Annotated in this window: 14 protein-coding genes; 11 read left to right on the forward strand and 3 right to left on the reverse strand. The window is 61.6% G+C overall.

Annotated features, from left to right (window positions below; genetic code table 11):
* The first annotated feature begins 17 nt into the window (after positions 1-17).
* Positions 18-1,541, forward strand: coding sequence for a glycosyl hydrolase 53 family protein (locus WKV53_RS20580; RefSeq protein ID WP_341406682.1), 1,524 nt, complete (start codon positions 18-20; stop codon positions 1,539-1,541).
* 16 nt (positions 1,542-1,557) lie between these two features.
* Here WKV53_RS20580 and recQ read toward each other — a convergent pair whose 3' ends face one another.
* The gene (gene recQ / locus WKV53_RS20585) at positions 1,558-3,735 is read right to left on the reverse strand and encodes a DNA helicase RecQ (RefSeq protein WP_341406683.1); all 2,178 of its coding nucleotides are present in this window, start codon (positions 3,733-3,735) and stop codon (positions 1,558-1,560) included.
* A 180-nt stretch (positions 3,736-3,915) separates the two neighbouring features.
* Here recQ and WKV53_RS20590 point away from each other — a divergent pair, with 180 nt between their 5' ends.
* The 7 genes from WKV53_RS20590 (at position 3,916) to WKV53_RS20620 (ending at position 9,387) form a co-directional block, all read left to right on the forward strand.
* On the forward strand, positions 3,916-4,347 hold the full coding sequence (locus tag WKV53_RS20590) for a Fur family transcriptional regulator (protein ID WP_341406684.1): 432 nt from the start codon (positions 3,916-3,918) through the stop codon (positions 4,345-4,347).
* Positions 4,348-4,371: 24 nt separating this feature from the next.
* On the forward strand, positions 4,372-5,130 hold the full coding sequence (gene sufC / locus WKV53_RS20595) for a Fe-S cluster assembly ATPase SufC (protein WP_341406685.1): 759 nt from the start codon (positions 4,372-4,374) through the stop codon (positions 5,128-5,130).
* A 22-nt stretch (positions 5,131-5,152) separates the two neighbouring features.
* The gene (gene dps, locus WKV53_RS20600; RefSeq protein ID WP_341406686.1) at positions 5,153-5,674 is read left to right on the forward strand and encodes a DNA starvation/stationary phase protection protein Dps; all 522 of its coding nucleotides are present in this window, start codon (positions 5,153-5,155) and stop codon (positions 5,672-5,674) included.
* Between the two features lie 12 nt (positions 5,675-5,686).
* Positions 5,687-7,123 (forward strand): Fe-S cluster assembly protein SufB, encoded by a 1,437-nt coding sequence (sufB, locus tag WKV53_RS20605; RefSeq protein WP_341406687.1) that lies wholly within the window; start codon positions 5,687-5,689, stop codon positions 7,121-7,123.
* A gap of 172 nt (positions 7,124-7,295) precedes the next feature.
* Positions 7,296-7,754: a DUF6036 family nucleotidyltransferase gene (locus tag WKV53_RS20610; RefSeq protein WP_341406688.1), complete on the forward strand. Its 459-nt coding sequence runs from the start codon at positions 7,296-7,298 to the stop codon at positions 7,752-7,754.
* A 6-nt stretch (positions 7,755-7,760) separates the two neighbouring features.
* Positions 7,761-9,068 carry a Fe-S cluster assembly protein SufD gene (gene sufD / locus WKV53_RS20615; RefSeq protein ID WP_341406689.1) on the forward strand — a complete coding sequence of 436 codons (1,308 nt, stop codon included), beginning with the start codon at positions 7,761-7,763 and terminating at the stop codon, positions 9,066-9,068.
* A 16-nt stretch (positions 9,069-9,084) separates the two neighbouring features.
* On the forward strand, positions 9,085-9,387 hold the full coding sequence (locus tag WKV53_RS20620) for a DUF6916 family protein (protein WP_341406690.1): 303 nt from the start codon (positions 9,085-9,087) through the stop codon (positions 9,385-9,387).
* On the opposite strand, the gene WKV53_RS20625 is transcribed toward WKV53_RS20620, so the two are convergent.
* Together WKV53_RS20625 and WKV53_RS20630 are read right to left on the reverse strand one after the other, a co-directional pair.
* Positions 9,380-9,865 (reverse strand): GNAT family N-acetyltransferase, encoded by a 486-nt coding sequence (locus WKV53_RS20625; protein ID WP_341406691.1) that lies wholly within the window; start codon positions 9,863-9,865, stop codon positions 9,380-9,382. The two genes, WKV53_RS20620 and WKV53_RS20625, sit on opposite strands and share 8 nt — an antisense overlap.
* Before the next feature lie 14 nt (positions 9,866-9,879).
* Positions 9,880-10,239 carry a DUF6916 family protein gene (locus WKV53_RS20630; protein WP_341406692.1) on the reverse strand — a complete coding sequence of 120 codons (360 nt, stop codon included), beginning with the start codon at positions 10,237-10,239 and terminating at the stop codon, positions 9,880-9,882.
* A 319-nt stretch (positions 10,240-10,558) separates the two neighbouring features.
* Between WKV53_RS20630 and WKV53_RS20635 the strand changes: the two genes are divergently transcribed.
* The 3 genes from WKV53_RS20635 to WKV53_RS20645 are packed head-to-tail and all read left to right on the forward strand — an operon-like array spanning position 10,559 to position 12,104.
* The gene (locus WKV53_RS20635) at positions 10,559-11,056 is read left to right on the forward strand and encodes a phage tail protein (protein WP_341406693.1); all 498 of its coding nucleotides are present in this window, start codon (positions 10,559-10,561) and stop codon (positions 11,054-11,056) included.
* A 6-nt stretch (positions 11,057-11,062) separates the two neighbouring features.
* Positions 11,063-11,566 carry a phage tail protein gene (locus WKV53_RS20640; RefSeq protein ID WP_341406694.1) on the forward strand — a complete coding sequence of 168 codons (504 nt, stop codon included), beginning with the start codon at positions 11,063-11,065 and terminating at the stop codon, positions 11,564-11,566.
* Positions 11,567-11,573: 7 nt separating this feature from the next.
* Positions 11,574-12,104 carry a phage tail protein gene (locus WKV53_RS20645; protein WP_341406695.1) on the forward strand — a complete coding sequence of 177 codons (531 nt, stop codon included), beginning with the start codon at positions 11,574-11,576 and terminating at the stop codon, positions 12,102-12,104.
* Positions 12,105-12,109: the final 5 nt, after the last annotated feature.

The following is a 12,109-nucleotide window of genomic DNA, read 5'->3' on the forward strand; positions in this document are numbered from 1 at the left end:
AAGCTGCTTTTCCCGCCATGAAGTGGTGCCGGAACTTTCTGATGGCGGCTTTCATTGCGTCGGCCGCTGCCGAGACGCCTTTCATCGGCGTCGATGCGAACTACTCGCTCGGCATGGAGAAGGAGGGGAAGTCGTGGTCGTGGGACGGGAAGAAGAGAGACCTTTTTGAAGGTATGGCGAAGTCAGGAGTGCATGGCTTCCGCGTGCGCCTGTGGGTCGGGGACGAGGGAGCACACGGGAAAATTGAATCCACCAGCGTGGTGAAGCGCGCACTCGCGGCCGGGCTGGATCCTTACCTGGTGATCTTCCTCAGCGAGGATTGGGCCGACTTGATGAAGCAACCGGCACCGAAGATCTGGGCCGATCTCGATTTGAAAGCGCGTGCCGCGGCGGTGAAGGACTATTCGCGCGAGATGGTCACCCATTTCCGGAGCGAGGGGCTGAAGAGCCATCTCTACGAGATCGGCAACGAGATCGACTACGGCATTTGCGGCGTCTATCCGGGAAAGAGTACCAAGAAGTCACCCGAGAGCCTGTCGAAGAAGTGCTGGCCTGAAGCCGTGGAGCTCATCAAGGCGAGCCAGGCAGGCGTCTTGGAAGCAGACCCGGAAGCGAAGTTCCTCCTCCACATCGCGCACTGGTGGGATGTCGAATTCGTGAACGGGTTCTTCAAGTTCATGAAGGAGAACGCCGCGCGGGTGGACTATGCGGGCTTGTCTTATTTCCCGTCGTCGAACATCGGCGGTTCGCTGGAGATGGGACAGTTTCTCGATGTGGCGAAGAGGCTGAACGAGTTGACCAACGTACCAGTGATCGTGCCCGAGGTGGCCTACCCCTCGACGGCGGATTTCAAAGGGCAGTTCTCCCGTTGGAAGAAGGAGACGCCGGGCTACCCCCTCACGCCCGATGGTCAGCGCCGCTGGGTCAGTGATTTTCTCGATGCCTGCGCCAAGACCCCGGCCATCGCGGGCGTCTACTACTGGAGCCCCGAGTGGTGCGGGGAGGGGATGTGGAAGGGCATGGCCTTTTTCGATCCCGATGGCTCGGCGCGACCCGCGTGGAGCGCTTTCGCCAAGCCCCGTGCCGAGCGCTCAGCACCGAAGTCCTCCGTCTTCCTCGAAGTGCGCGATGGCAAGGTCCACGCTGTGCCCGTCGCAACGGCGCGGGAAAAAGCCGCGCCGGTACTCGCCGAGAAGCTCGCGAAAGCAGGCCGGGTGAACGTGGACTACATCAAAGACATCACCGACAGCGTGCTCGTGGTGGACGGCTATCGCGTCATCCTGCGCGCCTCGCTTTCAGGTAACCTCGATCTGGCCCTCCAGCCCGACGCCCCTGTCGCAGATGCCAAGGCCGTCATCGACAAGATGGACCCTGCCGCGCAACGCCTGATGGTGTTCGCGGTGAATCCTGAAGATCGCGTTGTCGCAGAAACTCTCGCCGTGGCCAGCCAGCGTGGAGTCGAGGTAGTCGTGCATCCGGTCGCGGACGACAAGCCGTTGAAGTTCGGTCTGGGTGGGACGAAAGCGGATTCCGCCTACTGAGCTGGTTTCGGCGCGATCATGCCACCGCCATGCTCCGCCGGGCTTCGATGGCGCGGAAGAGCCTGAGCTTTCCGTAGCTGATGCGACCCCCGAGGTGCTCGAAGACGGGCTTGAGGGAAGCGTCTTCGTAGCCCTCAAGAGCGGCGCGCATCTCGCTTTCTTCTTCGCGGGTGTAGAGGCGATATGGGTCGAGATCCTCGCCGGCCTCAATGGCTTGGGCGAGGTGGCCTTCGATGGTTGTTGCGGCGAATCCGCGGAGGGCCGCAATTTCATCGACTGTTTTTCCCTCGCGCCACAGTTCCAAGGAAACCTTTGAGGTGCCGTTCGCGACGGGGCGAGAAGCGGGGACGGTCGCAGCGCTGAGTGGAGAGAATTGGAGACGCGGATGATCGGCGAGCCAGGCCACGATTTCACCGATAAAGCCGGGGCCGTAGTCGGCGAGCTTGCGTTCACCCACGCCCGGGATCTTGAGGAAGGCCGCTTCATCGATGGGATAGGCACGGGCCATGTGCCGCAGCGCCACGTCAGAAAAGACGACATACGGCGGCACTTCCTTGGCATCGGCGACTTGCTTGCGGTGGCTGCGGAGGACTTCGAACAGCTCTCGGTCGCATTCGATATCGCCAGCGCGGGCGGCGCTGGCTTTCTCGGCGACCATGAGCCGGCTGAGCGTGACGGGAAGGCGCTCGCGGAGAATGCTCATTCCCTCGGTGCTGACCGAAACAGTGGGATAGTTGCCGCCGTCCACGGCGAGGCAGCCCTTGCGCGCGAGCTGGCGGGCGATCTCTGTCCACTTGGCGGCGGAGTGTTCCTTGCCGATGCCGTAAGTACTAAGTTTATCGTGGTTGCGGGCCAGGACCTTTTCGGCGCGGGAACCGGCGAGGATGTCAGCGAGATGGCGGATGCCGACGGACGGCCCACCGGCTTGCTTCACGCGGAGGACGCAGCTCAGGATCTTCTGAGTCTCCACGGTGGCATCCCACGTCTCCCGTGGAGAAAGGCAATTGTCGCAAGCGCCGCAGTTCTCCATCGTCCAAGACTCGCCGAAGTAGCCAAGCAGTCCCACCCGGCGGCAGGCGTCGCTTTCGGCGAAGTCAGCCATCGTCTCCAACTGGTGGCGTGCGTTTTCACGCACCTGCTCGTCACTCATTTGGTCGAGGAACCGCAGGTTTTTAACGATGTCGCTGCGGGAGAAGAGCAGCAGGCAATCGGCGGGGAGCCCGTCGCGTCCGGCACGGCCGGTTTCCTGATAGTAGCCTTCGAGGTTTTTCGGTAGATCGGCGTGGATCACGAAGCGGACGTCCGGCTTGTTGATGCCCATGCCGAAGGCGACGGTGGCACAGATCACGCGGATCTCATCGCGCAGGAAGGCCTCCTGGTTCCGCGCCCGCTCCGGTGCTTCCAGACCTGCATGATAGCAGGCGGCCGGGATGCCCGCATCGCGCAAGGAGGCGGCGAGTTCCTCGGTCCGCTTGCGGGACTGGGCATAGACGATGCCGGATTCGTTGCTGCGCGACTTGATGAACGCGACGAGCCGCGAGGCGGCGTCCTGTTTCGGCTCGACGAGGTAGTTCAGGTTCGGCCGGTTGAAGCTGGCGAGAAAGACGGCGGGATCGCGCAACGCAAGCTGGCGGAGAATATCCTCCCGCACCTGCGGTGTGGCGGTCGCCGTCAGGGCAATGACGGGGACACCCGGCAACGCGTGGCGCAGCTCTTTCAGCCGACGGTACTCCGGGCGGAAATCGTGTCCCCACTCGCTGATGCAGTGCGCCTCATCCACCGCGAGCGCGGTGACATTCCATGACCGGACGACCGAAAGGAAATCCCCGGACATCAGCCGCTCCGGGGCGAGATAGACGAGCTTGCAGTTGCCGCTTCGGATCTCCTCAAGGCGGTGGCGGTTTTCCTCCGGTGCCAGGGTGGAATTGAGAAAGGTGGCCGCTACCCCCGCGGCGAGGAGCTGGTCCACCTGATCCTTCATCAGGGCGATCAGCGGCGAGATGACGAGCGTCACACCGTCCCGGGCGAGCGCGGGAAGCTGGTAGCACAGGCTCTTTCCTGCACCTGTAGGGAGAATGGCGAGCGTGTCCCGGCGGCCGAGGATGGCGGCCATGATCTCCCGCTGGAGGGGGCGGAAGGTCTCGTAACCGAAGTGCTTTTTCAGCAGCGGGAGCAGATCTTCACTCGGGATCATGGCAGCTGTTAATGATGTTTATTTGAACAGTTCAAGCCATTTGTTTTGGGCTTCCGCGTGAAAAAGAATTGCCCGGCTCCTAAATTCCATGCGACCCGATGCTCCCGAATTCATCCTTATAATTAAAATTAGAATTATTCTTGTGAACTCTGGGTGCAGGGCTAGCTTCCCGCCGCCCCGATGGTCACCCATTCGCCAGACAGTCTTCCGGATGACATGCCGGCCGAAATTTCCGGCCTGCGCATGACCCGCCAGCGTTGGGAGGTCTACCGCCTGCTCATGGAGCAGCGGGACCACCCGACCGCCAATGACGTCTTCATGCGGATCAAGGACCGGCTGCCAAATATCTCGCTGGCAACGGTTTACAACTGCCTCGAGGCGCTGGTGCAGCACGGGGTGATCCGCCAGGTCAATTTCGAGCGCGAGTCATCCCGCTTCTGCCCGAACCTCCAGGAGCATGGCCATTTCCACGACAAGGCCAGCGGCAAGATCCACGACGTGACCATCAAGCCCGGCGTGAACCTTGCTGACGTTCTCGATCTTCCCCCCGGCACCGTCATCACCGGCGTCGAAATCACCCTCCGCGGCGAACTTCCTGCCACTTCTCACTGATCATTTCCTTTTTCCACTTCCGCCATGTCCCTCGTCATCACTGACCTCCACGCGACCCTCGAAGACGGCACCGAGATCCTCAAGGGTGTCACCCTTGAAATCCCCGCCGGCGAAGTGCACGCCATCATGGGCCCGAACGGCTCCGGCAAATCGACACTGTCGAAGGTGATCGCCGGCCACGAAGGCTACGTCGTCACCAGCGGTACGGTGACCCTCGACGGCCAAGACATCTTCGAAATGTCCATCGACGAGCGTTCCCGCGCCGGCATCTTCCTCGCCTTCCAATACCCAGCGGAAGTCCCCGGCGTCTCGAACGCCAACTTCATTCGCGCCGCGCTGCAGTCCCGCCTGCCGAAGGGTGAAGAACTCGACGCCGTGGCCTACTACAAGAGCCTCTACGCGAAGATGGATCACCTCGAGATGGACCGCAAGTTCACCGCCCGCTCCGTCAACGAAGGCTTCTCCGGCGGCGAGAAGAAGCGCAATGAGATCCTCCAGATGATGATGCTGGAGCCGACCTACTGCATCCTCGATGAGACCGACTCCGGCCTCGACATCGATGCACTGAAGATCGTTGCCAAGGGCGTGAACGCCATGCGTTCTCCGGCCCGCGGCATGCTGCTCATCACTCACTACCAGCGCCTGCTCGACTACATCGCTCCCGATCACGTCCACGTGATGGCCGCTGGCAAGATCGTCCGCTCCGGTGGTCCGGAGCTCGCTCTGGAACTCGAAAAGGACGGCTACGAATTCCTCAAGGAGGAAGCTCTCGCCACGGCCTGATCCGTGCTCACGGAGACCCGCCATGAAACTGCGCAAGACCCGACACCCCCTCGATCCGCATAGCCGCGAGCTCATCGTGGAAATGCTGAACGACTTCCTCGCGCTGGCGATCGACCTCCGCCTTCAGGTGAAGCAGGCCCACTGGAATGTCCGCGGGCCGAACTTCATCAGCCTCCACGAACTCTTCGACCGTCTCTCCGGGGAACTCGACGAGATTATCGATGAACTCGCCGAACGAGCCACCGCCCTCGGTGGCCGTGCGCTCGGAACCGCATCCCGCGTTGCCGACAAGTCCAAGCTCGATGAGCTGCCGAAGAAGGCGACCGCCGGTCTAAAACTCGTCGCACTACTCGCCGATCGTTTCGCTGCCGTCACCGAATGCGCGGGCCTCGCCATCGCGCAATCGCAGAAGGCCGGCGACGAAGTGACGGCCGACCTTTTCATCAAAACCTCGGGCGAGCTCGATAAGGCACTGTGGTTCCTGGAAGCCACCCTCGAGACCGATCCTTCCTGCGAGGACGACGTCCCCGCCACCGAATCCTGACCTTTTCCCGCCATGTCCTACGACGCATCTAGTACCATCGACGCGGATACCCGCGAAGCGATCGACATCGACCGCACCAAGGGCGACTTCAGCTTCCCTGAGCGCCACAAGTACGATGCTGGTCGTGGCCTGACCGAGCGCACGGTCGACTACATCAGCGAAGTCAAAGGCGAGCCACAGTGGATCCGCGACTTCCGCCAGAAGGCCCTCAAGGTCTTCCGCGAAAAGCCGATGCCGACGAACTGGGCCACCAAGGACCTGGAGAACATCGATTTCGACGTCATCCGCTACTACCTGTCCGACGGCGAGAAGCCGAAGCGCTCGTGGGATGAAGTGCCGGAAGAAGTGCTTAAGACTTTCGAACGCCTTGGCATTCCTGAGCAGGAGCGCGCGTTCCTCGCCGGCGTGGAGGCCCAGTATGACTCCGAGGCCGCCTACTCCAACATGAAGGAGGAGCTGACCAAGCAGGGGGTGATCTTCGTGAACTCCACGGAAGGCCTGAAGAACCACGAGGAGATTTTCCGCCCGTGGTTCGGCAAGGTGATCCCGACCGGTGACAACAAGTTCTCCGCACTGAACAGCGCCGTCTTCTCCGGTGGCTCGTTCATCTACATCCCGAAGGGCGTGAAGCTGAAGCAGCCGCTGCAGGCCTACTTCCGGATCAATTCGGAAAACTTCGGCCAGTTCGAGCGCACGCTCATCATCGCCGACGAAGGTGCCGAGGTGATGTACATGGAAGGCTGCACCGCGCCGAAGTTCGAAACCTCCACGCTGCACTCCGCCGTGGTGGAACTCGTCGCCCTCAAGGGCGCGAAGATCCAGTACGTCACCGTCCAGAACTGGAGCAGCAATGTTTTCAATCTCGTCACCAAGCGCGGCCTCGCGATGGAAGACGCCGAGGTCCGTTGGATCGACTGCAACATCGGCAGCCGCCTGACGATGAAGTATCCCGGCGTCATCATGAAGGGCGAGCGCGCCCGCGGTGAGGTGATCTCGATTGCCCTCGCCAATACCGGCCAGCATCAGGACACCGGTGCGAAGATGATTCACGCCGCGAACAACACGACCTCCAACGTCGTGTCGAAGTCGATCTCCGTCGGCCAGGGCCGCGCCACCTATCGTGGCCAGGTCCACATTCCGAAGCACCTCAAGGGCTGCAAGAACAACACCGAGTGTGACGCCCTTCTGATCAATACCCGCAGCCGCACCGACACCTACCCGGCGATCACCGTGAAGGGCAACCAGCACGCGACGCAGCACGAGGCCTCCGTCTCGCAGGTGTCCGAGGACATGCTCTTCTACATGCAGCAGCGAGGTCTCAATGAAGGCCAAGCGATGTCGCTAGCCGTGAACGGTTTCATCAACGACCTCGTCCGCGAGTTCCCGATGGAATACTCCGTCGAACTCAAGCGCCTGATCGACCTCGAAATGGAAGGCTCCGTCGGTTAACCATCTCATTCCGTGTCCGAATCCCGCCTCAACGAGCCGCTCGCTGCATATCGGATCGACCGCACCAAGGTGCGCGTCACTTCGGTCGCGCATGAGTCGGGCTTGGAGGACTGGATCGGGCGAACCCCGCAGGAAAAGCTTTCCGCCATCGAATTCCTCAGAGCCCAGACCTATGGAAGCGAGACTGGAACTGCCCCTGGACTTCAAAGAACTCATCGCGTTGTTCCTTTCCCATGAAGTCCGGTTTCTGGTTGTTGGCGCCTACGCCTTGGGAGTTCACGGTCGTCCGCGCAATACGGGCGACATCGACCTCTGGATCGAAATGAGCATCGAAAACGCCAACCGCACCGTCTCGGCGCTCCACGAATTCTTCGGCCCCATGCCGGAGATTCGGGTGGAGAACTTCCTGTCGGCAGACCGGATGAGCCAGTTCGGCGTGGAACCGATGCGTGTCGATGTTCTCAATTCCATCACCGGAGTCGAATTCGATGCCGCCTACGAGCGACGTGCTGTGATCGACTACTCCGGCCTCCGCATTCCCTTTCTCTCATTGACCGATTTGCGAGCCAACAAGCTCGCGGCAGGTCGGCACAAGGACCTCGCCGACTTGGAAAACCTTCCGCCGAACTGATTTCCCATGCCCGCCGTGCTCGAACATCCCGCTTCCCTGCTCGAATCCGCTCCCGAGACGCCCGCCGCATTCCCCGCTTGGTTTGCCGAGCGCCAGCGTGCCGCGTGGCAGCGCTTCCTCGAAACGCCCGCGCCGAAGCGCGGCGATGAGACATGGCGCTTCTCCAGCATCAAGCGGCTCGACTTCGCCGGCATGGCCCGTGCGGAAGCCGCTGCTCCCGCTGGTCTGGTCACACGCTCGGCTGGTCTCGAAGCTCCCATTGCCAAGTTCGTCTTCGGCAATGAGCAGCTTCTTCACTCCGAGTCGAAGCTTCCGGAAGGCGTCATTTGCCTGCCGCTTGCCGAAGCGCTCGTTTCGCACGGGGATCTCGTTCGTGCACACTTCATGAAGCAGGACACGCGTCTTGGTTCGGTGAAGTGGACCGCGCTTCACGAGGCAAACCTTCGCAACGGTCTCTTCGTTCACGTCCCCGCGGGCGTTGAAGTCGAAGGCACCATCGAGGTCTTCCACTGGCTTTGCGGCGAGAACGTCGCGATCTTCCCTCACACGCTCATTGTCACCGGTGCGAACGCGAAGGTCCGCGTGGTCGACTACTTCCAATCCGCCGATGAAAGCGCCGCCGGCCTCTGCGTCGCGGTGAATGACCTCATCGCCGGCGAAGGCTCCAAGCTCGACTACGTCGCGATCCAGGCATTCAACGAAAACACCCGCGTCATCCAAGTCAATGAGACCGGCGCTGCCAAGGATGCTTCCACCACCGGCTTCATCCTGAACACCGGCGCCGCTTGGGCGCGCAATGAATCACTCTGTCGTCTGGAGGGCGAAGGTTCTCGCTCGGACATGCTCTCGGTCAGCATTCCCGCCCGCGAGCAGGAGTACGACCAGCGCACCTTCCAGCATCACGTTTCCCCGGGTGCCTACAGCGACTTGCTCTACAAGAACTCGTTGTACGATGAAGCTCGTACCATTTTCTCCGGCCTGATCTTCGTGGACGAAGGTGCGCACCGCACCGACGCCTACCAGACCTGCCGCAATCTCTTCATGAGCGAGGACGCCGAGGCGAACTCCATGCCCGGCCTTGAGATCAATGCCGACGACGTGAAGTGCTCGCACGGCAGCACCAGCTCGCAGATCGACGAGAGCGAGATCTTCTACCTCCGCGCCCGCGGCATCGATCCGGTGCGCGCCCGCCAGCTCATCGCCCGCGGCTTCTCGGTGGAAGTCATCGAGCGCCTTGGCGACGAGAAGGTGGAGGAGATCGTCCTGCGTTTCCTCGACGACAAGTTCGCGCACATCGCGAGTGGCGGAGCTTGAGAAAGGCAGCGGAATCATGACGACTCCACTCGAAGATCTTTCCGCCGCGTCGTTCGAGCCGCACATCGGGGCGGAGTTCACCGTGGAGTCGGGTGGCACTGCCGTCACGTTGCGTCTGGATTCGGTTCGCCTTCTCGGCCACCGTCGGCCGGAAGCTATTCGCGATCCTTTCTCGCTGGGCTTCGTGGGTCCCCAGGGACTGCGCCTGCCGCAAGAGATCTATCAGTTCTCCCGCGAGGGTTTCGGAGTAGCCGGAATCTTCATCACCCAAACCGGCGACGGCGCGCGCGGTTCAGAGTTCGAGGCCATCTTTACGTGACGTCTTTTGCTCCGGCGGTCCAGCCGAGCAGCAGGTAAACGCCCTTGTCTTCGATCAGTTGGAAGCCGAGCCGGTCATACAGCTTCAGGGCTGGATTCATCCGCTCGACATGGATCGAGAGCAGCTTTCCGGACGCTGCGGCTTCTTGTTGCAACTCTTCTAACAGACGCGTGCCGATGCCCTTGCCGCGGTGGCCGGGCAGCAGTGTGATGTCCATGATGCGGATCTCGCGCGGCCAGCGGTCGACATACAGCCGCCCGACGGCGACGCCAGCGGACTCAATTACCTCAAACCTCGCCCCCGGATAGTGCTGGCGGTAGTGCGCGTCCTGGGCGTCGAATTGCATCCGGCAGAAGCCTGCCTTTTCCGCATCCGTCCAGCCCGTCGCCTCCAGCTCTTCAGCCCGTGTCGAGGCATAGACGTCCGCGAGAAAATCCCGGTCGCCATCGGTAACGGGGCGCAGGGCGAGGGGCTCCATGGACTGGGCGGACGTCAGACGCGACGGCAGCAGATGGCCTCCAGATAGAGCTTCTTGTCGCCGGGGCCGATGGGGGAGAGGAAGAGATCGAACTCGCCCAGCACCGGATGCTTGAGCGTGTGGATCGCACTCTCTACCGGGCTGCCCGCAGCGGCCGAAAACACCAGGGAGAAGGAAACGAAATCCCCCGGTGGTCCGGTGGTGGCAAAAATGTCACCGACGTTCTCCAAGCGGCATGTCGTGCCAGCCGCAGCGAGTTGGAAATCGGATCCGACATGCGGTGCAAACCGCTTGTGGCTGTATTCGCCGGGAACTTCGGACTCCTCCAAAGCCTTGTACTTCGCCACCACAGCGTCGTTTACAGGCGGGCGCACGATGCCAGCGGCACTATTTGCGGGCGTTTCGGAGTTTTTAGGCCAGCCAAGATAGCAGGCGACACCACCGAGGGCTGCCGTGCCACCCAATCCAAGCAAACGCCGGCGAGTCAATGAAGGGGAGGAAGCGTCGGAATTTTTCATGAGCGGCTCTGGGTTCGGAATAGCAGTTGCATCCTGCGCTTACAATCAAAGATACTTGAAATTCATGAAGACTCCAGATATCGGCTGGACGGGTATCATCAATGCCTGTTAGGGAACCGCCGCTATCCGCTTTTTCCGGATCCGGCGTCCCTTCCCAATTTCTCCCGCCGATACCATGGCCGAACCTTTCCTGAGTGAGATCCGCATCATGTCGTTCGCGTTCGCTCCCAAAGGGTGGGCGATGTGCAACGGCCAATTGCTGCCCATCAACCAGAACCAAGGCCTGTTCTCACTGCTTGGCACCACCTTCGGCGGCGACGGCCGGGTGAACTTCGGCCTGCCCAACAACCAAGGTCGCACCCCGATTCACGTCGGCGGCGGGCACACGCTTGGCGAAAAGGCCGGGGAGCAGGCGCACACGCTCAGCATCTCCGAAATCCCGACGCACACTCACGTGCTTCAAGGCAGCTCTGCCAATGCGACCGGCCCCGCGCCGGCCACCGCTGTCCTCGCCGGCGCGTCGAACGTCTATGCGCCTCCGACGAACCTTACCTCTCTCCATCCCGGCAGCGTCACGAACGTCGGCGGCAGCCAAGCTCACCTGAACATGCAGCCGTTCCTCACGCTGAACTTCTGCATCGCCCTGCAGGGCATTTTCCCATCTCCCACCTGATCACCCATGGCTCAACCTTATGTTGGTGAGATCCGCATGTTTGCGGGCAATTTCGCCCCCGCCGGCTGGCAGTTTTGCGAGGGGCAGCTTCTGCCGATCTCGGAATATGAAACGCTGTTCCAATTGATTGGCACCACCTACGGCGGCGATGGCGAGAGCACCTTTGCGATGCCCGACATGCGCGGACGGATCCCGATTCACCAGGGAAACAGCTTCATCCTCGCCGAGACCGGTGGGGCGGAGGAGATCACCCTGACGGTGAATCAGATCCCCGCCCACAGTCACCCGCTGCTGGCATCGACCAGCCCCGGTTCGCAGAACAGCCCGGCAGGTCATCTGACGGCGGAGTCACCCAATATCAGCCTCTACATTGAGGATGCACCGGCGGGGCTCATGAACGCTTCCGCGATCACATCGACCGGTGGAAGCCAGCCGCATACGAACTTCCAGCCGTATCTTTGCATCAATTTCATCATCTCGCTCTTCGGCATCTTCCCGTCTCCCACCTGATCCACCCATGGCTGATCCCTTCGTCGCCGAAATCCGTATCTTTCCCTTTAACTTCGCGCCGCGGGGTTGGGCATGGTGCGACGGGCAAATTCTGCCGCTCTCGCAGAATACCGCGTTGTTTTCGCTCCTTGGCACCACCTACGGAGGCAACGGGAAGAGCAACTTCGCGCTGCCCGACCTGCAAGGTCGCGCGCCGATGCATCCCGGCCAGGGCCCGGGCCTTTCCCTGCATGATCTGGGAGAAACGGGCGGCTCGGACACGGTAACCTTGCTCGAGTCGGAAATCCCGTCCCACACGCACACGCTCCGCGCGTCGACCGATGACGCTGATCTCAAGGCTCCCACGCCTGCCCGTTCGCTGGCCCGCTCCACCGGGGGCTTTACCAATCAGCAGAATCCACCGGGGGGAAATCTCGTCCAGATGGCACCGCAAGCACTCGCGCCAGCCGGCGGCGATGCTCCGCACAATAACATGATGCCATACCTGACCTTCTATTTCTGCATCGCCCTGCAGGGGGTGTTCCCGCCGCGCACCTGACCGTT

Origin of the sequence: Luteolibacter sp. Y139, from assembly GCF_038066715.1 — a bacterium.
GTDB classification, from domain to species: Bacteria; Verrucomicrobiota; Verrucomicrobiia; order Verrucomicrobiales; family Akkermansiaceae; genus Haloferula; species Haloferula soli.

Excerpts from the sequence above, each read along its gene's own strand:
- WKV53_RS20580 (WP_341406682.1), top strand. The coding sequence starts at position 18 with ATGAAGTGGTGCCGGAACTTTCTGATGGCGGCTTTCATTGCGTCGGCC.
- recQ (WP_341406683.1), bottom strand. The coding sequence starts at position 3,735 with ATGATCCCGAGTGAAGATCTGCTCCCGCTGCTGAAAAAGCACTTCGGT.
- WKV53_RS20590 (WP_341406684.1), top strand. The coding sequence starts at position 3,916 with ATGGTCACCCATTCGCCAGACAGTCTTCCGGATGACATGCCGGCCGAA.
- sufC (WP_341406685.1), top strand. The coding sequence starts at position 4,372 with ATGTCCCTCGTCATCACTGACCTCCACGCGACCCTCGAAGACGGCACC.
- dps (WP_341406686.1), top strand. The coding sequence starts at position 5,153 with ATGAAACTGCGCAAGACCCGACACCCCCTCGATCCGCATAGCCGCGAG.
- sufB (WP_341406687.1), top strand. The coding sequence starts at position 5,687 with ATGTCCTACGACGCATCTAGTACCATCGACGCGGATACCCGCGAAGCG.
- WKV53_RS20610 (WP_341406688.1), top strand. The coding sequence starts at position 7,296 with ATGGAAGCGAGACTGGAACTGCCCCTGGACTTCAAAGAACTCATCGCG.
- sufD (WP_341406689.1), top strand. The coding sequence starts at position 7,761 with ATGCCCGCCGTGCTCGAACATCCCGCTTCCCTGCTCGAATCCGCTCCC.
- WKV53_RS20620 (WP_341406690.1), top strand. The coding sequence starts at position 9,085 with ATGACGACTCCACTCGAAGATCTTTCCGCCGCGTCGTTCGAGCCGCAC.
- WKV53_RS20625 (WP_341406691.1), bottom strand. The coding sequence starts at position 9,865 with ATGGAGCCCCTCGCCCTGCGCCCCGTTACCGATGGCGACCGGGATTTT.
- WKV53_RS20635 (WP_341406693.1), top strand. The coding sequence starts at position 10,559 with ATGGCCGAACCTTTCCTGAGTGAGATCCGCATCATGTCGTTCGCGTTC.
- WKV53_RS20640 (WP_341406694.1), top strand. The coding sequence starts at position 11,063 with ATGGCTCAACCTTATGTTGGTGAGATCCGCATGTTTGCGGGCAATTTC.
- WKV53_RS20645 (WP_341406695.1), top strand. The coding sequence starts at position 11,574 with ATGGCTGATCCCTTCGTCGCCGAAATCCGTATCTTTCCCTTTAACTTC.